The following is a 19,097-nucleotide window of genomic DNA, read 5'->3' as shown; positions in this document are numbered from 1 at the left end:
CAGAGGATAGCAAAACGGGCCGGATCATTCGACCCGCCCGTCGCGAGGCGTTCCTGCCCTGAGGAGTTCAGTTGCCCGACACCAGCCCGTCCACGATGGCACTGGTGACGGCGGCGGTGATATCCACCACGCTGAAGAGGTCCACCGCTCCCAGGTCGAAGCGGTCCTCCCCGACCACGGCGTACACGTTGAACACCTTGCTGTCGTGCCCGTACACGAAGCCGATCTCGCCCAGGTCGTCGATCATGATGACGCCGTTTTCGATGTCGTCCTTGACCTGTTCGAATATTTCCTTGTCCGGGACCGTGTCGTAGATCTGCTGCATGCTCACCTTGCGGTCGTACGTCTCCTTGATGTACTTGACGTTGTCCGCGGCGGTGATCAACTGGTTGGCCTGACTATCGGACATGACGCGCCTGCTCACATTGACCGTCTTCACCGTCACGCCCAGTACCTTGTACTTGAAGGTGGTGGAGAAAATCTTCTTGGAAGCCGCCGAGCGCAGCGCCGCCTCGATCTCGTTGCGCGTGGCGTCGTTGTCCTGGATCTGCTGAGCCGCCGCCTTGAGACGGTTGAGCTGCTCGTAGTAGGTGTTGTCCGCCGCGTAAAGATGGGTTTTGAGCTGGCTGTAGTAGTCCTCGCCCTCGTGCTTCCTGAGCTCGGCGGCGATGCCATCGGAGAGCGCCTTCTTGGCCGTGTCCACGACGCCGGGCAGCGAGCTGCGCAGACCGCGCAGGCTCAGTTCGAACTCATAATCCTTCGTGGCGTCCTGCAGGTTGTTCCACGCCTGCTCCGCTTCCGCGATGCGATCATCCAGCTCGTCGGTCACACCGTTGCTCACGCCGTCGAGGATCGACTGCGGCGGCACCGTCCACACGGTGGTCTCGTCCCTGGTGACCCGACCCTCGATGTTGTACACGGTGGCGTCGTCCCGCACGCTGCCGCCCAGCGTGAGCGCCTCGGGCGCAAAGCCGAAGTGCCCGGTCAGCGTTTTGCCCTTGCCCGCCGGCAGGTTCCAGCCGAACTCACCCGCGACCGAGATGTCGAAGTCGAGGTCGCTTTTCACGAATCCGCTGGTCTCGAGCGCTGCCACCGGTTTGGCGGGGATGAACGCGGGCCACCAGTCGAGGTCGGCGGTGAGTCCGTTCACGTAGGCGTGGCCCTGGAAGATGTCCTGCACGCTCGCCTCGCGCCACATACCGCCGCTGCCCTCCGCGATGGGAATCTCAACACCCACGATGTCCTTCAGGAACAGGTCCAGCGCCATCGCGCCGTTGTAGCCGCACTGGTAGCCCATGCGCAGGTCGGAGGTGAAGGGATCCTCGAGCGAGAGGTGAACCTCGGTGTAGTTGTTGTCCACCATCTGGCCGCTCACCTGGATCACCTTGAGGATCGGGAACGAACCCACGCGCGTGTTCTTGCCGTCGAAGTTTCCCATGCCCTCCACGGGGTGCCAGGGCGCAAAGGGGATGCGGCCGTGCAGCGACCAGCCCGTACCGGCGTTGCCGATCAGATCCTGCGCGCCGTAGACGTAGTACATGGGGTCGTTGAAGTCCATGATCATGAGGAGCTGCCCGCCCAGCGGTGCCCTCACCTTGACGGGCCTGGTGGCCCCGTCGCCGGTCTCACCGGTCGCGATGCTCATCTCCAGCGTGACGGCGAAGTTGAACACGAAGTAGTCGGTGTCTTCCTTCAGCAGAATGCCGAAGTCACGGTTCTCGTTGAGGAACTTGCCGGAGAAGAAACCAACGTCCGCCTGCACCGGGTTGGCGAACTCGATGCGCTCGTGCGGCGACGGGATTTCGGTGGTGCCGGTGATGTTGCGCACGCGACCCTTCTCGTCGAATGACACGTCGAGGTCCGCGTTGACGAACGAGACCCCGCCGTCATCGGTCTTCACGTCCAGCGAACCCTGCACCTGGTAGCCGTCGTCGGTCTCGATGACGGTCCCCTGCGGGGTCAGGTCGTCGCGCGTCAGGGTGCGCGAGGTGTACCCCGTATCCTTGGGCTCCTCGGGCGCGGTGCTCTGCTCGCTGCAGGCGGCCAGCGTGACCAGCAGGCCCGCCGCCAGCAACCGTAAAATATTGTGATTGAATGACTTCATGATTCTGCCTCCGGGTTTGGGGCGGTCCTCCTGAGACCGTCCACCCTGTAACGCAGAATCCGCCGGCAAGAGAGATCAGCGAATCAGCACCATTTTCCGCGTCAATGGAAGTTAGTTGTCGATCAGGGCGCGTATAGACCCGCCGTCGATGGGGGTCCTGGAATCGGTACTGACGGCCTGCACGGTCCCCATGCGGTTTACCACGATCTCCATGGGGTACGTGTCGACACCGTACCTGACGAGAAACGCTGCCTCGACATCCTGATAGATGGGATAGCTCAACCCGTGCCCCGCGCGGTAGCGGGCGTTCTCCGCGGCCGTTTCCGCGGTGATGCCGAAGACGCGTCCGGGTTCGATCACGCCGTCGTAAACCGCGCGCTCCCAGCGGGTCGCCATCTCCGCGCATCCTTCACAAGTGGGATCGAGGAACAGCACCACGGCACCGCCCCTGCCGGAAACCAGCTCGATGCTCCCCACCCCGGCTCCGAGCGAATCCGCCAGCAGTACGTCGGGGAATACATCACCGGGCATGAAGGGAAAGTCGGGCGCCTCGGCGAGCGGCGGCGCATTGCGGGCGCGCAGCGCACCGCCCGCGCGAATGCCCGCGTATCCCACCACCAGTGCCAGGACCATGAATGAAGTCCATTGCAGGAACTGCTTCGACCTTGGATTCATCTGTGCAGCGAATCAGAATCGAAAGGGCGGAGCGCCGCGCGCCCCGCCCTTCCGGTGGAACGTTGACAGCGCTAGCAGTCCATGACCTGCGGGCAGTTCCAGATGCCCGAGGTATCCTTCTTGCACGACGTGCCGAACGGTGTGACACAGCACTTGTACGGCACACTGCAGATGCACGTGTAGTAGCAGGGGCCCGCCTCTGCGCCCGGGGCCTTCAGCCCGATGATCGCCCCCGCAACAAAGATGACGGGCAACAGCAACAACACAGCACGCTTCCTCATGGTCTCCCTCCTGTGTGATGGGATGTGAGCAGCCCTCGCCATCGGCGTCTCCCCCGGGAGTGAACGCCGGTTCGAACGGGGCAATACTACCACGGGCCGGGCCGGCCGATGCAACATCCGTTTACCCTCCGGGCGTGCCCCCGGGGCCCGTGCCGGGCGGCGGGGCGCTGACGCTGGAGCGGATTGACTGGTGTTCAGTTTACCACATCGAGGCCGGACGCGCCCACCGGGTTGGCATCTGCGCCCGCACGGCGGCGTCTGCTAGCGGCGCGAGTCCCCCGCGTACATCAGCTCCACCACCACGCGCTGCTCCTGGTTGGGGCCTTCGTCAATCCAGCGGACGCGGTTGACCTGAAGGGACCGGTTCGTGATCCACAGCGGATCCGACTCGACCCACTCGGGCGCACGGAGGATGCACCACGACTCCCCCGTTGTGGCGTCCGCGATCCACAGATCGGCCGCGGTGGTTCCATAGTGGCCATCGGCGCGTGTGGGACGCGAGAACGCGATCCAGCGGCTATCGGGGCTCCACGAGAACTCGTGGCTCGCGAACTCGTCGAGCGAGTCCACAACGGTAACGGTGCCTTCGGGAATAGAAACCGCGTACAGTACGTACCGGGGACTGGTGTATAACATGCCGGATACCGCGATCATTCGGGAGTCTGGAGACCATTTCGTCTCCGTCCCCGACGCGCGGATGCCGACCGGTATCTCGGCCCGGGTCGCAACATCCACCACGGCAAGCTGGTGGGGTTCGCGCGTTGACTTCCATACGACACAGGTTATGTACCGACCGTCCGGCGACCATCGCGGGAGTGAACCGTACGTGCCGAGAAGCCGCTCGGACCGGCCGGTCGCGGGATTCTCGATCTCGACGTATCCTTTGTTCTGGACGATGACGACGCGCGCCACCAGCGAGTCCGGCCCGGGTGCGTAGTTGCGGTCCGTCGGTGTCCGGAGAGAAGGGGTCCTGGTTTCGAAGGGGACGTCATCGGCCCACGGCTCCCGGACCGCCACGACGCGCCATGGATTCGGGTGACCGGACACCGGCGCGCACGGTGTGTTCACCGGGAACAGAAGTTCGCCGGCGGGCGCGAAGTCTCCGACCGCCACGTCGTCCAGCCCGAAGCTGGCGCCGTTCGTGCCCACCACCCGACACCCGAACTGCACGCGCTGGCCCGTCCACGCCGACAGATCGACGAAGCGCTCCCGGTACACGAACGGATCCGCCGGCGACTCGTTGCCGGTGATGGACCAGAGCGGCATCCAGTCCGTTGTTCCCGCTGCGCGGATGTTCAGCGACGCATCGAGGGCGCTTGACCAGTGTGTATTCCCGGACCAGGAGAATTTCAGCGTCCTATCGCCCGCCGTGAGCATGACGACGGGGGTGATGAGCCATTCGTCGATGGGACCCGGTGAACCGGAACCAACGTAGGCCGAGGCCCGCCCGCTGCCCCGATAAGCCGGGTCGGTGGTCCGGTGCCACGCGTGCGGAACCGGCAGGCCGGCGGTCACTGTCGTCCATCCCGGCGGGGGGAAGGTCGCGCCCTCGAACCCCTCATCGAGCGACGGAGCGGCAAGTACGAAACCGGCGCCGAACAGCACCAGCAGAAATGCAAGGAGGGCCCTCATGGTAACGTTCCCGGGTAGGAGCATAATCCCGGCCAGCTTCATGGCTTCAAGGCAGGCCCCGAAGAAAAGAACGGCCCGCACCTTTCGATGCGGGCCGCTGCAGTGGTGCGTCGCCAGGGACTCGAACCCCGAACCACCTGATTAAGAGTCAGATGCTCTACCAGTTGAGCTAGCGACGCGATTCTGTGGGAGGGCTTAGAACGGCAGGTCGTCGTCCTCGGTGCCGCCCGAACCCGCGCCCTGCGGCGCCGGCTCGTTGTTGTTGCCGTAGTCCTGGGAGTAGTCGGCGCCACCGGTTTCGCCCACACGCCCCAGCATCTGCATGTTGTTGGCGACGATCTCGGTCATGTACTTCTTCTGCCCCGACGGGTCGTCCCAGGAGCGCGTCTGCAGGCGGCCCTCCACGTAGACCTGCTTGCCCTTCTTGAGGTACTTCTCGCAGATCTCCGCGAGCTTGCCGAACGCAACCACGCGGTGCCATTCGGTGCGCTCCTCGCGCTCGCCCGCCTTGTTGTTGAAACGCTCCGAGGTGGCGACGTTGAAGTTCGCAACCGGCGCTCCGCCCGCGGTGTAGCGCACCGTCGGGTCGGCGCCGAGATTGCCGATGATGATGACCTTGTTCACCCCGCTCATCACATACCTCCCAGGTTGAAACCAAAACAGTTCCGGGCGGGACTAGCCCCCACCCGGCCCTCTGTTATAGCGGATGCGCCCGGGCCGGTCAAGTGGGCCGGAACCGTGGTTGCCCTTGCGCCTGCTCCGAGAAAGAAATGGGGTGGATGATGGGACTTGAACCCACGACAACCGGATCCACAATCCGGGGCTCTAACCAGCTGAGCTACACCCACCACAAGGCCGGAACAGCATGGTAATGCGCCCGTTGGCGGGTGTCAAGGAGGCGCAATGGCGGTCCTAGGCGGCTTCCCGCGGGGTGCGCCGCCAGGTGGCCTGGAGGAGGCCGTTGTGGAAAACCCGGGACGCGTACAGTGCCCAGCGCTGCTCGGTGCCGTGGCGTTCGAAGAGCGGCACCCCCTGACCCAGGGTGATGGGGTGGATGGTGACCACCAGTTCGTCGATAAGCCCCGCCTGCATGAGCGCCGAGGCCACCCCGCCACCGCCCACCACCCAGATGCGCCCGCCGGGCTGGGACTTCAGCTTCTTGACCACGCGCGCCGGGTCCTCGCGGGTTACTTCGGCATCGGGGTGGGGGGACGATTGAAGCGTGCGCGAGAACACGTGCGCGCGCTTGCCGGCGTACGGGTATTCGATGAAGTTGAGCGAGATCTCGAAGGTGCGCCGCCCCATCACGACGGTATCCACGCTGCGGTAGAACTCGTCGAAGCCGTAGTCGTCGTCCATGAAGAGCCAGTTGATGGACTCGTCGAGACGGGCGATGAAGCCGTCCAGGCTGGCGGCAACAAAATAGGTGACGTCGCGCATGGGTCTTCCTCTGGTAGATGCGATGGCGCGCTAACGCTTGCCCGCGACCACCACGATGCTCGGAAACGGCACCCGCGACCACGTCTGGCGCAACGACTTCGGCAGCGCCCCGAACACGCGTTCCAGTCCCGTCATGACGCCGATGGGGGTTGGCACCACGCGCCGGCGCGGGTTCCACACCGCCGAAACCGCGGCGAACCCGTCTCGCAGCAGTTCGTCGCCCAGCTCGTGGTAGGTCCACTCCTTGATGTGGAATCCTTCCGGTTCGCCGCTGGTGAAGTGCTTGGAAACGTCGTGCGGCCCGGTGAGACGGTGGGGCGTACGGAACACGTACACGCCGCCCGGCGCGAGGGCCTCGGCGATGGACCGGAAATGCAGGCGCTGGTCGTCGAGGTGCAGGTGTTCCACGAGCTGGTCGCTGAAGGCCACATCCAGCGTGCCGGCCGCGAAGGGGAGATCGAACCCGTTGTAGAGCACCAGGGTTGCGTTGGCGGGCAGATCCGGCATCGCCACCCCGTCGGCGGAGATCTCCAGCGCGTACACCGCCCCGGCGTGTTGCGCCAGCAACGACGCAAACGTGCAGTCCCCCGCGCCCACATCGAGCACGCGCGCGCCGGGGCGAAGAAACGGCCTCACCAGCGCCAGCAGATTGGCGTTGCGGGCGGCGACGCGCGCGGGGTCGTGCCTGCGGGTGAGGCGCGGGTGATCGGGCACCGCGGCGAACAACTCTTCGTACATGGTGGCATAGATGCGGGCGCGCTCGTCGCGCGACGAGGAACGGCGCAGCCGGTCGGCCAGCGCCTTCTCGGTTTCGTAGTGGCGGCGGAGGTTTTCGGGCGGGCGAACGGCGTCTGCCATGGCGCGATGGTACCGCGCTTACTCGCGGAAGTCGTCCGAGAAACTGCACTCCAGGATTTCGTAGCGGCGCTGCCCGGCGGGAAGCGTCACGTCCACCTGCTCCCCCCGGGCGTGGCCGATCAGGGCGCTGGCCAGCGGCGAGTTGTAGGCGATGATACCGGCTTCGATGTCGGTCTCGCCGTCGCCCAGAATGGTGCACTCGCGCTCGCGGCCGGTATTGACGTCGCGGATTTTGATTCTCTTGCCGAAGGTCACCGACTCCTCCGGGAGGAGTTCGTCCTTGCGCACCACGTTGGCTCCGCTGAAGCGCTCCTGCAGCTGGCGCAGGCGGGTGGCGGTGTGCGACTGCTTCTCCTTGGCGGCGTGGTACTCGCCGTTCTCCTTGAGGTCACCGTGGGCCGCGGCCGTCGCAATCTCCCTGGCGATGTCGTTCTTGAGCAGCTTGTCCAGCCGCTCGATCTCGCTCTTGAGTTTGTGGTAGCCCTTCTCGGTGAAATAGAACTGCGCCATGCGAACCTTCCGTGTTTTGGCTCCCGCCCGCGGCGGGGGAATGAAACGCGACCCCGAAGCAAATCGGGCTGCCGTCCCGGGCAGCCAGGCGGCGGGGCCGCGGTCCGCATGATAACACGCCGCCCGGCCGTCGCCAAACCCGGGAATGGCCGCCGCTGGGCTGCGATTGACAGCCCGTTCCCCGAGGCATCATTGTCACTTCCCGATGACACGCCCCCTCCAGATGCACCGCTCGATCCTCGTGCTGGCCGTGCTGGCCGGTGGCGCCATCCTTACCGCGCTCCAGAACACCACCCTCGAGCGCCTCAAGGGCGCGCTGATTGCAGATCCGGCCTCGGGCACGTACCAGCCCGGACTTGCACAACGGGCATGGGGGACACTGCCCGCGCTGCACGTCACCGACTGGCTGTTGGCGGGACTGCTGCTCGCAACCGTTCTGCTGCTGGCGGTCGCCGAAGTCCGTACCCGGCGCGTATCGGCCGACCTGCAGCAGATACTCGCCAGCAATCGCGACACGCTCGTTTTCATTGCGCTGCTCGCCGCCGTTGCCTGCCGTTTCTACCTGGCACCGGGCGAGTTCGCGCTCGGCGACAGCACCGCGCACATCACGCGCGTCTGGACATCCGCGCGTTCACTGTCGCAGGGGCAATGGCCATCGTGGTCGTTCCTGACCTACGCCGGTTTCCCCCTGCTGCAGTTCTACGGCTCAACCTTCTTCATCGTCACCGGCGCGCTGGTGGCGGTGTTTGGAAACCTGGCCTGGACCACCAAGGGCATCCTGTTTCTGCTCCACGCCGGGTCTGCGTTCCCCATGTATGCGTGGGCACGAAACACCGGCCTGGAACGCCGCGGCGCCATGATCGCCGCACTCGCCTACGTGCTCTCGTTCCAGCACACGCACACGGTGGTGTGGGCCGGCGCGTTGCCGGTGGCGCTGGTGTACTTCCTGTTCCCGGTGGTTCTGTGGGCGCTCGAGAACGCGCTGCGCGCGTACGCGAAACGATGGGTGCTTCTGCTGGCGCTGTCGGTTGCCGCGCTCATCAACACGCACCACGGCTACGCGGCGTTCGCGCTGGAGCTGGTGGCCGCCTACGTGATCGCGCGCCTCCTGCTGGCGCGGGCGGTGCGGCCGTCCCCGGCGGTGCTGGCACCCGTTGCCCTTGCCCTGCTGGGCGGACTGCTTTTGTGCGGCGGGCCCATCGCGCGCGTGTTTCTGGAAGGCAATTGGGTGCACCTTTCGGCCGGGTTTCCGCTGGCGCTCCCGGCCGTGCCGGACATGTCCTTCCTGCGCGACATCCTCGTGTGGCGCAATACGTGGACGGGCTGGACGGCGGCGTACCTTGGAATCTCGGTGATCGCGTTCGCCGCCGCCGGCGCGTCACACGCGTTTGCGCGCAACCCGGACCCGGCTTCCCTGGTGCGCCGCCCGGTGGTGGTGGTGGCGGTGTTTGCCCTTCTCTGTGCCGCCGGAAGCGGCCGCCTGACCAACCTGGCACTGCCGTGGATCGCGCTCGCGGCGGGCGGAGTGGCTGTGTGGGGCGCCCGGAACCGTTCTCCCCGTTTCACCCTGCTGCTGCTCTGCGTCCTGCTCCTGGACCTGGGCCCGACCACGGTCCAGTCGCCCTACCGCAGCGACCGCGGCTGGCTCCGCGACGGGTTGCGCGCGGTGGCGCGCGAGGTGGCCCCGCAGCGCACGCTGGTCGGCTTTCAGTCCGACGCGGGAACGCACTTCGCCCACTGGGGCGCGTACGCTGACACAGACCTGATCGTTCCCACCGGTTTCTTTCCGCAGGGGGCACCCCAATCGCTCGCCAGCATCAACGCGCTGGTCGATGCCCTGAACACGCCGGGGGTGGATCCCGACCTGGTGAGCGACCTTCTCTATCTGTGGGATGTCGGTGCGCTGGTGAGCCATTCGCGAGACCGTTTTTCCACGCCGCCGGCGAATGAACGCGCGCTCCACACGACGATCGAGCACGCGTCGCCGCTGCTCTTCTCGCGACGGCTCGCGGTGGCGCGCGACGATTCGCTCTACGCCCTGCAACACCCGAGCCTGGAGCTGGGCCATACCGCGAGCGATCGGGACCGCGAGTGTTACCTCGCCCGCATCACGCCGTGGGTGGGGGCCATGGGAATCGACCCCGTGCGTTCGGTTGCGCGCGTGATCCTCGTGGCCGACGAAGACACCGGCGCGGATCATACACCGGTGCCGGTGATCGACGACCCGGCGTCGATCACAACCGCGACCGGCGACTCCCTGCTGAACGGTGTCGAGGTCACCGGCTACGACGTCGATCTGCGCCGCGTCGCCATTGGCTGCCGGACGCACGAGCCGGGCTACCTGCGCGTTGCGTTCTCCTGGTATCCCTCCCTGCGCGTCACGCTGGACGGCGAAGCGGTGACGCCGCTGCGTTCCGCACTCGGTGCCATCGTCGTCGCCGTGCAACCCGGCCAGCACACCCTCGTTCTGACACCCACCTCGCCGTGGCGGTGGCGCTCGCTCGTCGCGGGCGCCGGCGGCGTGCTGCTGATCCTGGCCTCGGTCGCCCTGGCCGGACGCCCCCGCGGATTCTGAACCGCCCCGCACGCCGTCCCCTGCCTGCCCGGGTGGTGCGCCTCTTGCAATCCCGCTCCGTAACCCGTTCGCAAACACCGGTGAGAATCGATTCTTCAAGCGGAGGCTATGAAATGAAACGACTTAGCGCGCTTCTGGCGGCCGTCGCAATCTGCACGGCAATCGCCACCAACGCGTCGGCCGAGGCCAACCTCGCGCTGCGCGGTATCGGCCTGAAGGCCGGGGTTGTCAACCCCGAGGACATCAGCTCGACGCTGGGCTTCGGGCTCGTCGCCGATCTCGGCACCGTCCATCCCAACGTTGCTCTGGAGAGCTACGCCGGCTACTGGTCGCAGACCGAGAGTGAATTCGGCGCGGAGGTGGGCGTGAAGGACTTCTCATTTGGCAGCAAGGCCAAGTACATGTTCACCACGTCCAATCCCTCCATGCAGCCCTTCGCGGGCGCAGGGCTGGGACTGCACATCGTCAACGCGCACGTCGACGTGCCGGGCTTCTCGTTTGGCGGCATCACCTATCCGGGCACGTCCGCCAGCGACACGGAAGTAAGGCTGGGCCTGGACCTCGGCGGCGGTCTGCGCATCGACCGCGGCAGCCAGTTTGCCTTCCTCGGCGAGGCGTGGTACTCGGCGGTCAGCGACGTGAGCCAGTTCTCGGTGATGGTGGGCGCGGTCTACATGTTCGGCCGCTAAGAACGATCGAGCACTTCGCAGGCTCAACAGAAAACGCCCCGCGACCACTCGCGGGGCGTTTTTTCTTGAATCGCTGAGCCGGTTCCGAATTCCTGAAAACCGCTATTTCTTCTCCGCGCCGTTCGCCGCCTTCTTCAAGTACGAATCGAGCGGCACCAGCAGGTTCTCGGCACTGCTCAGTTCCCCGGCGAGCGCCTGCGCCTCGGCGATCATCTCGGCGGTCAGACCGCGGGTGGCGGAAATATTCCGCTTCGCATGGTTTTCCGGTGAAGGATCCATGGTGGCGGACACCAGCAGCAGCGCCACGCCGGCCACCTTGTTTTCCGTCACACCCTGGCCGCGCACATACAGCATGCCCAGGTTGCCGATGGCCAGCGCATCCCCCTGCACCGACGCCTTGCGGTACCACGCGTTGGCCTTGGAAAAATCAACTGCGGTGCCCCGACCATTCTCGTAGAGCACCCCCAGATTGTATTGCGCGGCCATGTTCCCCTGCGCGGCGGCTTTGCCATACCACACAACCGCTTGCTTCTCGTTCTTCTCAACGCCAATGCCCCGCTCATACATCAGCGCCACATTGAATTGAGAATCGGCGTGGCCTGCCCGGGCGGCCGCGAGGAATTCCTGGTAGGCCAGCGGCAGGTTGTCGGCTTCGTACGCGGCGACGCCGGCCTCGAAGTGCGCAACCGCCTCGGGACTCTCCACGGCCTGGGCCCATGCCACAGGAGGCGTGAACACGCAGAGGCACGCGCCCAGAACAAGCGTTGCGGCTTTGAGTGGTTTCATTTCATTCCGTTTCTGCGTGAATGGCGACCCCGGAAGGATTCGAACCTTCGACCCACAGCTTAGAAGGCTGTTGCTCTATCCAACTGAGCTACGGGGTCGCCGAAATGGGCGCAATCACTCCATATGTAACATGGCGGACCCCGGCATCCTAGCCGCAGATTCCGTGATCACTTCCAGCCCGCTTCCCTGCGTCTACCGGTGACAGCAATCACGTCACGTTCCCGGCGGTTCCGGAGGTCGCAGGCAATGAAATACGTAAATATATTAATGACAACGCTTTTTATGGTCGGGAGCGCGCTCGTTGCCGGCTGCGGGGACGATACCGTCGCGCCCCAGGCCATCCCGCAGAAGGTTGCCACCACCGACGAGATCACGATTCAGATGTCCTCCCTCACCGCCATCACCGACTGCGACCCGAGCGGCGCCGGCGGGCCCGGCGACTTCTACATCATCCTGGTGGTGAGCAAGAAGTACGAGGACGGCATCTTCCACGAGGTGGGCCGTTCGGCCGAGTTCCTCATGCAGGTGAACGACGGGGAGACCCTGGGCGCGCCGGACAACCTGATGACGCCGATCACCTTTGAGATGCCGCGCAAGGCCGGCGCGGAGTTCAGCGTGGAGGCGTTCATCCGCGAGTCAGACGGCAACGGGGTCAACAGCATGTCGCAGCATGTGTTCGCCAACCACCGCTTCGACCGCCACGACTACGACACATGGGGCTCGGGCGCCCGTGACTTCGAGTCGTACACCAAACTCAACGACGGCCGCACGGTGGGTGTGTACAAGTTCGCCACGTGGAGCAACGCGGGCGACTGCCGCGGGTATGCCAACTACGCCGTGTACATCAAGACGATCTGGGAATAGGCTATCGCGCGAGGAAAAAACAGGCGGGCCGCCCCGGGGATACCGGAGCGGCCCGTTTTCGTTCCATTCGTAGCGGCAGTGACGGACTACTGTTCCGTCAGCTTGCGGAGATCGTCGATGTTGGTCTGCAACTCCGGCGGGAGCTCCCGGGCCGGTATGACGTTGTAGGCCGAACTCCGGTAACCCTCGAGAAACGCGAGCGCGTCTTTGGCAACGCCCGATTTGGGGACCAGGCGTATCGCCTTGGCCAGGAGGTACTCGGTCTCCGATACCCAGTACGAGCGGGAAACGTAGGACTCCGCAACCCCCAGCAGGTAGTAGGCCTCGGCCACGTCCACATCGCTCTCCGGATCCGAGCTCAGGTAGCGGTGCAGGAACGTGATGGACGCGATGAACTCCACCAGCTGCTGACGGTCGGAAAACGACGTCGTCTTCGCCCGCGCCTGCGTCACCATGTTCCGCCCGGTCGCGAGTTCCTTGCTGGTGGGAACGTCCAGCTTCAGCGTCTCCAGCGATGCCGTCCAGGCGCGGACGTCCGCCTTGAGGGCGTCGGGCATGTCCGTACGGCGGACAAACTCCTTGAACGCCTGGATGGGCCGCCTGGTGTCGCTCAGGGCCCCGATGGAGATTCTGAGATAGTTGCCAAAGACGTCGAACGTCGAGAGGTCCGCGGCGGTCGCTTCCCGGGACTTGAGGACCTCCTCGTAGGTCGTCATCGCGTCCGAGAACTGGCGCGCGGCGACCTGCAGGTTCGCGCGCGCGGGCGGGGGGAGTTGCGCCACGTCGATGGTATTGAGAAACTCCCGGCCGGGCTCGAACGGCCGGTCGGCCGGTAGCTTGGTATGACAGGTGACGCAGTTCTCGGTGATCTGTCCCAGAATGAAACGCGACCCGATGTAGTTCTTGGCCTTGAACTCCGAGAGCGCCTCATGTGCGTCCCGCGACAGGGACCCGCGCATGAAGTCGAAACTCGGGTCCAGGCCCGCGCCGTGCGCTTCGACCTGGTCGACATTGCGGGCCAGGGCTTCCAGCTTGGTGCGTATTTCCTCGCCGTTCCTGGGATCGGCAAAGGCCTCCTGATCCAGGCTGTAACCGTAGACACTCGACAGGACCACGAACACGCCCCGCATGGAAGCCTGCGCGGGCCCCCGGTCGGGTTCCTGCGATGACGTCACTTCCGCGGCTAGAAGGACCATCGCCACCACGACGCCAAACAGCGCCACGCCGCCAAGATGCCGCAGGGTTTTCATACTGGTTTCACCTCGCTGTTTGAAAGACAAACTCCAGGCCGAAGTATACACCGGCGGCGAAATGGAGGCACCGCAAAACACGCGCACCCGGGAGCGCGCGAGCAAAAAAAGGGCGGCCACCCGCGGGTGACCGCCCATGAAGAAATGGTCGGTCGAACGCTACGCCTTCTTCGTCCCCAGCGACTTGCGCAGCAGCATCCAGGTCATGAACAGCAGGGCCGCCAGCGACACCAGTTGCATGATGCCGTCCGACGCCCACGGCTTGATGAACGGCATGTCGAGCCTGGCCACCACCAGGCCGGCGATGACGATGCCCATGATGGCCTCACCCGCCACCAGACCGGACGCAAACAGGAAGCCGCGGTGGATGGCGTTCATGCTGGCCTCCGGCGAGAGCTTCTTCTTCTTCGAGTTGTTCTCGACCATCTTGTACACGATGCCACCCAGCAGGAGCGGCGTGGTGACGGTGAGCGGCAGGTACATGCCCACCGCCAGCGGCATCACGTAGAGCCGGAACGACGCGTTGCGGGGCTCCAGGAAGATGCGGTCGATGACGATGGCAAGGATCCCCACGCCCGCGCCCAGGAACAGCAGCGTCCACGGCATCTCGCTGTGGCTGAAGATGGTCCCAACGAGGCCCTTGAACATCATCGCCTGCGGGGCCGCCAGGGGGGCCACGCCCTCCCGCGCGGCCTCGCCGATGCCGTAGGCCGAATGCAGCAGCGTCATCACCGGTGCCACGATGAACGCCGCCAGCACCGTGCCCCAGATGGCCGACCACTGCTGCCGGCGCGGTGTCGCGCCCAGCAGGTAGCTGATCTTCAAGTCCTGGCAGATGTCGCCGGAGAGCGACGCGGCGCAGCACACCACCCCCGCCACGCCCAGCGTGGCCAGCATGCCGCGCGTGCCGGTGAATCCGAACAGGAGAATGATGCCCGCCGCAATCAGCACCGTGCAGATGGTCATGCCCGACGTCGGGCTGTTCGACGACCCCACCAGCCCCACGATGTAGGCCGCCACCGCCACAAAGAAAAACGCGAGAAAGAACATCAACACCGTGGTCACCGCGGTCACCCCGACGCTGCCGGTCATGCGCAGGTACACCGCGGCCATCAGCGCCACACACACGAAGGTGAGGCCCACGAGCCACTTGCCGGTGATGTTCTGTTCGGTGCGAATGGTGGACGGGTGCTCGCCGTGGCGCAGGCCGTGGATGGCGCTGGCCACGCCGGCGCGGATGCTGGTCGCCACCTTGATGATGGAGTACACGCCGCCCACCACCATGGCGCCGATGCCGAAGTAGCGGATTTTCTGGTCCCAGATGTCTCCCACGAAAGCGGTGGGATCACCGGTCACGCCGCCGGCCTGGGCGACCAGAATCGGGATCGCCACCCAGAAGCTGATCAGGCCGCCGATCACGATGAGCGCGCTGATCTCGAACCCGACCAGAAAGCCGACCGCCATCAGCATGGGTGAGTTGTCGATACCACCGTAGGCGGCGCTGCGCCCGAATGCGAACGCGCGTTCCACGGTTCCCATGAACAGCCCGACCACGGACACGCCGATCTTGTACAGGGCGCCGATCCCCAGCGCGCCGAAGATCCCCTTCATTTCCTCACCACCGCGGTCGCCGGCCTTGAGCACCTCGGCGCAGGCCACACCCTCCGGGAACTTGAGCTCCTTCTGCTCGATGATCATGGCGCGCCGCAGCGGCACCATCATGGTGACGCCGATGATGCCGCCGGCCAGCGCGATCATCGTGGTCTCCAGATAGTTGAAGTTCGTCCACAGGCCCAGCAGCACGATGGCCGGGATGGTGAAGATGACGCCCGCCGCCAGCGCTTCGCCCGCACTCGCCACGGTGTGGACAATGTTGTTCTCGAGAATGGTTCCGCGCCGCAGCATGCCGCGCAGCACGCCCATCGATATGACGGACGCGGGAATGGCGGCGCTGACGGTCATGCCGGCGTAGAGGCCGACGTACACGTTGGCCGCGCACATGAGCAGGCACAGGATGCTGCCGAGAATGATGGCGCGGAGACTCGTCTCCGCCATGTCCAGTACCGAGGCAGGGACGTACGGTCGAAACTCGTTGTCCATGGGTTCCTCCGGGGTTCCGCGTATTATCCACACTCGCGGGGTGACAAAAAAGGCCAAAAACGGCCATTGGCGACATGCGGATGCCCGTTTCACTGGCAGCCCCCGCGGCCTTGCGGGTGGCGCGACGTTCCCCTATCATCTACGCAAGTCCCCCCGCATCCCTCATCCCCAGGAGGCAGCCATGCCGTACCGCCGCATCGGAATGGGCCTTTTTGCCGCAGCCAGTCTGCTGTTCGCCGCTCCCAGTTCTCGCGCTGAGATGTGTTTCGTCGCCCTGCTCGACGGCGCGCAGGCCGGCACGCCTTCGCCGGGCACCGGGGTGGGCCACTTTCTGCTCAACGACGACGAAACCGCGCTGACCTACAAGATCACCTTCTCCGGACTCGGGAGCACCGAGACGGCGTCTCACATCCACAGCGACGCCGAGGGCGGTGCGGCGCTCAAGAACACGGGAACCGGCGCCACCAAGATTGGCGAATGGACGTCAGCCGACACGGTGCCGCTGACACCCGCGCGCGTGGCGGATCTCAGGGCGGGATTGCTGTATCACAACATCCACAGCGCCAACTTCCCCGCGGGCGAGATTCGCGGGCAGATTCTCCCCGCGCCCTGCGAGGAGCAGTGCTTCGAAGCGTCCATCGACGGCCAGATGACCGGCACGCCGGGGACGGGGTTCGCGAAGCTCGCGCTCAATCACACCGAGACCGAGCTGGCCTACTGGATCGAGTTCTCCGGCCTCACCGCCACGGAGACCGCCGCGCACATCCACAACCGCGCCGAGGCCGGTGCCGCCGTTCGCACCCTGGGCACCGGTTCGCCCAAGTCCGGCGTTTGGAAGTGGAACGACGCGGTACCCCTCACGGGCGCGCGGGTCAAGAACCTCAAGACCGGAATGATGTACGTCAACATCCACACCAGCGCCTTCCCCACCGGCGAAATCGACGGCGACATCTTCCCGGGCAGCTGCCAGCCGCAATGCTACGCAGCATTCCTCGACGGCACGCAGGCGGGCACGGGATCGCTTGCAACCGGCCAGGGGTACTTCCACCTGAGCCACGCCCACAACCGCATCGCCTTCGATGTGACCACCAGCGGCGTCATGGGTGAGACGGGCGCACACATCCACAGCGACAGCGAGGGCGGCGGCGTGGTGCGCAACATTGGTACCGGCATGAGCAAATCGGGACAGTGGGACTACGACGACGCCTCGCCACTCAGCATGACGCGCGTAATCGCGCTCAAGGCGGGCGCGCTGTACGTCAACGTGCACACCACGTCATTCCCGGGCGGCGAGATCCGTGGACAGATGAATCCCATTGTGTGCGGCACCACCGCGGTGGACGACGCGCCGCGCGCGACGGCGCTCCTGCGCAACTACCCCAACCCGTTCAATCCCGCCACCACCATCGCCTTCGCGCTGGCCGCACCGGCGCACGTCCGGCTCGACGTGTTCGCGGTGAGTGGCGCGCACGTGGCGACACTCATCGATGGACCGCGCGAAGCGGGCTACGGCGAGGCGGTCTGGAACGGTGTGGACGCGGGCGGGAGACCGGTGGCGAGCGGCGTGTACTTCTACCGGCTGACGACGGCGGGCTTCACAGCCACGCACCGCATGGTGCTGTTGAAGTAGAACACGCAACGCGCGACAGGAACTTGCGAAAAGAGCCCGCCAGGAGACGGGCTCTCAGTCACGAGAAGGCAACGCGCGGAAGGAACTTGCGAAAAGAGCCCGTCAGGAGACGGGCTCTCAGTCACGAGAAGGCAACGCGCGACAGGAACTTGCGAACAGAGCCCGCCAGGAGGCGGGCTCTGTTCGTAAGAAGTGGTCGGGGCGAGAGGATTTGAACCTCCGACCCCCTGCTCCCAAAGCAGGTGCGCTACCGGACTGCGCCACGCCCCGACCCGGCGCTCATTCTAGCATACCGACCGTCCGCGGCCTATTCATCCCGCGAGGCGATACCAGTGGACGAGCTCGCGCAGGCTGGGCCGCTTGCCGTACATGAGGATTCCCACCCGGAACACGCGCGCCGCGAAGCCGATGGTAAAGTACACCGACGCGAGGATGAGCGCCATGCTCAGCAGGATCTGCCACAGCGGCGGCTCCAGCAGGATGATGCGCGCCAGCATGATCATGGGCGCGAAGAGCGGAATCATCGACAACACCACCGCCAACCCGCTGTTGGGGCTCTGGATCAGGAGCATCAGGCACAGAATCGGAACGATCATGGGCAGCGTGATGAGCCCCTGCAACTGCTGCGCGTCCTGATCGGTGGTGCATACCGAGCCCACGGTCATGAACAACGAGGAGAACAGCATGAAGCCCAGCAGGAAGAATACAATCAGATAGACGAACACCGAGGGCGCGATCTGCAACGAGGAGAGCATGGCCACGGATCCCGAGGCGGCGAATCCCGCAAAACCCATCCCCATCAGCGCCCACAGTCCAAGCTGGGTGAGCCCCGCCAACCCCACGCCGATCAGCTTGCCCCACATCAGGTCGCGCGGCGTCACCGCGCTCAGGAGCACCTCGATGACGCGCGAACCCTTCTCCTCGATGATGCTCTTGGAGATGGTCATGCCCCACGACAGCAGCGACGTATACAGGATCATGGTGAAGATGAACACCATGCCGTAGTCGGCGAGGAAACTCTTCTGCTCCAGGCCGCCCTGTGCGGTCACCTGCTGCATGTCCAGGTCGATCCCGGCGGTGAGCGACTTCACCCGCTCGTAGTCGAGCCCTTCTCCCGCCAACCGCTGTTGAATCACCACGTCGGTGATGATCTCCTGAAACCGCTCCAGCACGTTCATGTTGCGTTCTTCGCGCGTGATGTAGGTGGCTTTCCCGTCTTCGTAGATGCTGGCCGGAATGGCAATCACGATGTCCAACTCACCCGTGCGCAGCGCCTCCACGCGGGCGGCGCGCGCCTGGGCAAAGGCATCGCCGGGGACGGACATGGCCGCCACCAGGTACTTGGCGCTGCCATCCTTGAGCGTGTCGGAGAGCGCGGCGGCAATCCCGTCGCCCACTTCCCCGGTCTGGTCCAGGACCGCCACCCGGTAGCTCTTGTCGGGCACGACCAGCGCAAAGAGCACCGGCACCACGAAGAACACCAGCATGAGCACCGGCACCAGCAGCGTGCTGATGATGAAACTCTTGCGGCGCACGTTCTCGGTGTACTCGCGCCGGATGATATACTTGACCTTCACGACACCTCCGATACGCGTTCGATGAAGATGTCGTGGATGGAGGGCTCAGCCAGCTCGTAGCGGGTCACCCGCAGGCGCGCGCGCGCCGCATCCAGCACGCGGTCCGGGTCGGCACCGTCGCGCAGG

16 protein-coding genes and 4 tRNA genes are annotated in these 19,097 nt (G+C 65.3%); 4 read left to right on the top strand and 16 right to left on the bottom strand.

Annotated elements, in window-relative coordinates; all coding sequences use genetic code 11:
- Window positions 1-67: 67 nt before the first annotated feature.
- From OEX18_08775 to OEX18_08730, 10 genes are all read right to left on the bottom strand, one after another.
- Complete coding sequence (locus OEX18_08775) at window positions 68-2,104, bottom strand: hypothetical protein (protein ID MDH4337349.1); 2,037 nt, start codon at window positions 2,102-2,104, stop codon at window positions 68-70.
- Between the two features lie 111 nt (window positions 2,105-2,215).
- Window positions 2,216-2,737, bottom strand: a complete 522-nt coding sequence (locus OEX18_08770; GenBank protein MDH4337348.1) for a peroxiredoxin family protein — start codon at window positions 2,735-2,737, stop codon at window positions 2,216-2,218.
- A 113-nt stretch (window positions 2,738-2,850) separates the two neighbouring features.
- Window positions 2,851-3,060 carry a hypothetical protein gene (locus tag OEX18_08765; protein MDH4337347.1) on the bottom strand — a complete coding sequence of 70 codons (210 nt, stop codon included), beginning with the start codon at window positions 3,058-3,060 and terminating at the stop codon, window positions 2,851-2,853.
- A gap of 261 nt (window positions 3,061-3,321) precedes the next feature.
- Entirely contained in the window at window positions 3,322-4,692 is a 1,371-nt protein-coding gene (locus tag OEX18_08760) for a choice-of-anchor J domain-containing protein (protein ID MDH4337346.1), read from the bottom strand.
- A gap of 103 nt (window positions 4,693-4,795) precedes the next feature.
- Window positions 4,796-4,871: transfer RNA gene (locus OEX18_08755), tRNA-Lys, on the bottom strand.
- A gap of 16 nt (window positions 4,872-4,887) precedes the next feature.
- Window positions 4,888-5,325: a single-stranded DNA-binding protein gene (locus tag OEX18_08750; GenBank protein MDH4337345.1), complete on the bottom strand. Its 438-nt coding sequence runs from the start codon at window positions 5,323-5,325 to the stop codon at window positions 4,888-4,890.
- Window positions 5,326-5,463: 138 nt separating this feature from the next.
- Window positions 5,464-5,540: transfer RNA gene (locus OEX18_08745), tRNA-His, on the bottom strand.
- 64 nt (window positions 5,541-5,604) lie between these two features.
- Window positions 5,605-6,132, bottom strand: coding sequence for a dihydrofolate reductase family protein (locus OEX18_08740; GenBank protein MDH4337344.1), 528 nt, complete (start codon window positions 6,130-6,132; stop codon window positions 5,605-5,607).
- A 30-nt stretch (window positions 6,133-6,162) separates the two neighbouring features.
- Complete coding sequence (locus OEX18_08735; GenBank protein MDH4337343.1) at window positions 6,163-6,990, bottom strand: class I SAM-dependent methyltransferase; 828 nt, start codon at window positions 6,988-6,990, stop codon at window positions 6,163-6,165.
- 18 nt (window positions 6,991-7,008) lie between these two features.
- Window positions 7,009-7,500, bottom strand: a complete 492-nt coding sequence (locus tag OEX18_08730; GenBank protein MDH4337342.1) for a transcription elongation factor GreA — start codon at window positions 7,498-7,500, stop codon at window positions 7,009-7,011.
- A gap of 205 nt (window positions 7,501-7,705) precedes the next feature.
- Here OEX18_08730 and OEX18_08725 point away from each other — a divergent pair, with 205 nt between their 5' ends.
- Together OEX18_08725 and OEX18_08720 are read left to right on the top strand one after the other, a co-directional pair.
- Window positions 7,706-10,075, top strand: coding sequence for a 6-pyruvoyl-tetrahydropterin synthase-related protein (locus OEX18_08725; GenBank protein ID MDH4337341.1), 2,370 nt, complete (start codon window positions 7,706-7,708; stop codon window positions 10,073-10,075).
- A 113-nt stretch (window positions 10,076-10,188) separates the two neighbouring features.
- A complete protein-coding gene (locus tag OEX18_08720; GenBank protein ID MDH4337340.1) occupies window positions 10,189-10,764 on the top strand; it encodes an outer membrane beta-barrel protein in 576 nt (191 codons plus the stop codon).
- Between the two features lie 102 nt (window positions 10,765-10,866).
- Here the strand turns inward: OEX18_08720 and OEX18_08715 are convergent, their stop codons facing one another.
- Complete coding sequence (locus tag OEX18_08715) at window positions 10,867-11,550, bottom strand: sel1 repeat family protein (GenBank protein MDH4337339.1); 684 nt, start codon at window positions 11,548-11,550, stop codon at window positions 10,867-10,869.
- 21 nt (window positions 11,551-11,571) lie between these two features.
- Window positions 11,572-11,648, bottom strand: a tRNA-Arg gene (locus tag OEX18_08710).
- Window positions 11,649-11,817: 169 nt separating this feature from the next.
- On the opposite strand from OEX18_08710, the gene OEX18_08705 reads away from it, so the two are divergent.
- Complete coding sequence (locus tag OEX18_08705; protein ID MDH4337338.1) at window positions 11,818-12,414, top strand: hypothetical protein; 597 nt, start codon at window positions 11,818-11,820, stop codon at window positions 12,412-12,414.
- Window positions 12,415-12,500: 86 nt separating this feature from the next.
- On the opposite strand, the gene OEX18_08700 is transcribed toward OEX18_08705, so the two are convergent.
- Both OEX18_08700 and OEX18_08695 read right to left on the bottom strand, forming a co-directional pair.
- A complete protein-coding gene (locus tag OEX18_08700; protein ID MDH4337337.1) occupies window positions 12,501-13,664 on the bottom strand; it encodes a hypothetical protein in 1,164 nt (387 codons plus the stop codon).
- Window positions 13,665-13,823: 159 nt separating this feature from the next.
- Entirely contained in the window at window positions 13,824-15,764 is a 1,941-nt protein-coding gene (locus tag OEX18_08695) for an oligopeptide transporter, OPT family (protein ID MDH4337336.1), read from the bottom strand.
- Window positions 15,765-15,945: 181 nt separating this feature from the next.
- On the opposite strand from OEX18_08695, the gene OEX18_08690 reads away from it, so the two are divergent.
- Window positions 15,946-17,394, top strand: coding sequence for a CHRD domain-containing protein (locus OEX18_08690; protein ID MDH4337335.1), 1,449 nt, complete (start codon window positions 15,946-15,948; stop codon window positions 17,392-17,394).
- 193 nt (window positions 17,395-17,587) lie between these two features.
- Here OEX18_08690 and OEX18_08685 read toward each other — a convergent pair.
- Both OEX18_08685 and OEX18_08680 read right to left on the bottom strand, forming a co-directional pair.
- Window positions 17,588-17,664: transfer RNA gene (locus OEX18_08685), tRNA-Pro, on the bottom strand.
- 41 nt (window positions 17,665-17,705) lie between these two features.
- Window positions 17,706-18,971 (bottom strand): ABC transporter permease, encoded by a 1,266-nt coding sequence (locus tag OEX18_08680; protein ID MDH4337334.1) that lies wholly within the window; start codon window positions 18,969-18,971, stop codon window positions 17,706-17,708.
- Window positions 18,972-19,097 lie beyond the last annotated feature (126 nt).

The organism is Candidatus Krumholzibacteriia bacterium, assembly GCA_029865265.1.
Classification (GTDB): Bacteria; Krumholzibacteriota; Krumholzibacteriia; order WVZY01; family JAKEHA01; genus JAKEHA01.
This window is presented reverse-complemented; position numbering and strand designations above follow the sequence as displayed.

Excerpts from the sequence above, each read along its gene's own strand:
- OEX18_08775 (MDH4337349.1), bottom strand. The coding sequence starts at position 2,104 with ATGAAGTCATTCAATCACAATATTTTACGGTTGCTGGCGGCGGGCCTG.
- OEX18_08770 (MDH4337348.1), bottom strand. The coding sequence starts at position 2,737 with ATGGTCCTGGCACTGGTGGTGGGATACGCGGGCATTCGCGCGGGCGGT.
- OEX18_08765 (MDH4337347.1), bottom strand. The coding sequence starts at position 3,060 with ATGAGGAAGCGTGCTGTGTTGTTGCTGTTGCCCGTCATCTTTGTTGCG.
- OEX18_08760 (MDH4337346.1), bottom strand. The coding sequence starts at position 4,692 with ATGAGGGCCCTCCTTGCATTTCTGCTGGTGCTGTTCGGCGCCGGTTTC.
- OEX18_08750 (MDH4337345.1), bottom strand. The coding sequence starts at position 5,325 with ATGAGCGGGGTGAACAAGGTCATCATCATCGGCAATCTCGGCGCCGAC.
- OEX18_08740 (MDH4337344.1), bottom strand. The coding sequence starts at position 6,132 with ATGCGCGACGTCACCTATTTTGTTGCCGCCAGCCTGGACGGCTTCATC.
- OEX18_08735 (MDH4337343.1), bottom strand. The coding sequence starts at position 6,990 with ATGGCAGACGCCGTTCGCCCGCCCGAAAACCTCCGCCGCCACTACGAA.
- OEX18_08730 (MDH4337342.1), bottom strand. The coding sequence starts at position 7,500 with ATGGCGCAGTTCTATTTCACCGAGAAGGGCTACCACAAACTCAAGAGC.
- OEX18_08725 (MDH4337341.1), top strand. The coding sequence starts at position 7,706 with ATGACACGCCCCCTCCAGATGCACCGCTCGATCCTCGTGCTGGCCGTG.
- OEX18_08720 (MDH4337340.1), top strand. The coding sequence starts at position 10,189 with ATGAAACGACTTAGCGCGCTTCTGGCGGCCGTCGCAATCTGCACGGCA.
- OEX18_08715 (MDH4337339.1), bottom strand. The coding sequence starts at position 11,550 with ATGAAACCACTCAAAGCCGCAACGCTTGTTCTGGGCGCGTGCCTCTGC.
- OEX18_08705 (MDH4337338.1), top strand. The coding sequence starts at position 11,818 with ATGACAACGCTTTTTATGGTCGGGAGCGCGCTCGTTGCCGGCTGCGGG.
- OEX18_08700 (MDH4337337.1), bottom strand. The coding sequence starts at position 13,664 with ATGAAAACCCTGCGGCATCTTGGCGGCGTGGCGCTGTTTGGCGTCGTG.
- OEX18_08695 (MDH4337336.1), bottom strand. The coding sequence starts at position 15,764 with ATGGACAACGAGTTTCGACCGTACGTCCCTGCCTCGGTACTGGACATG.
- OEX18_08690 (MDH4337335.1), top strand. The coding sequence starts at position 15,946 with ATGCCGTACCGCCGCATCGGAATGGGCCTTTTTGCCGCAGCCAGTCTG.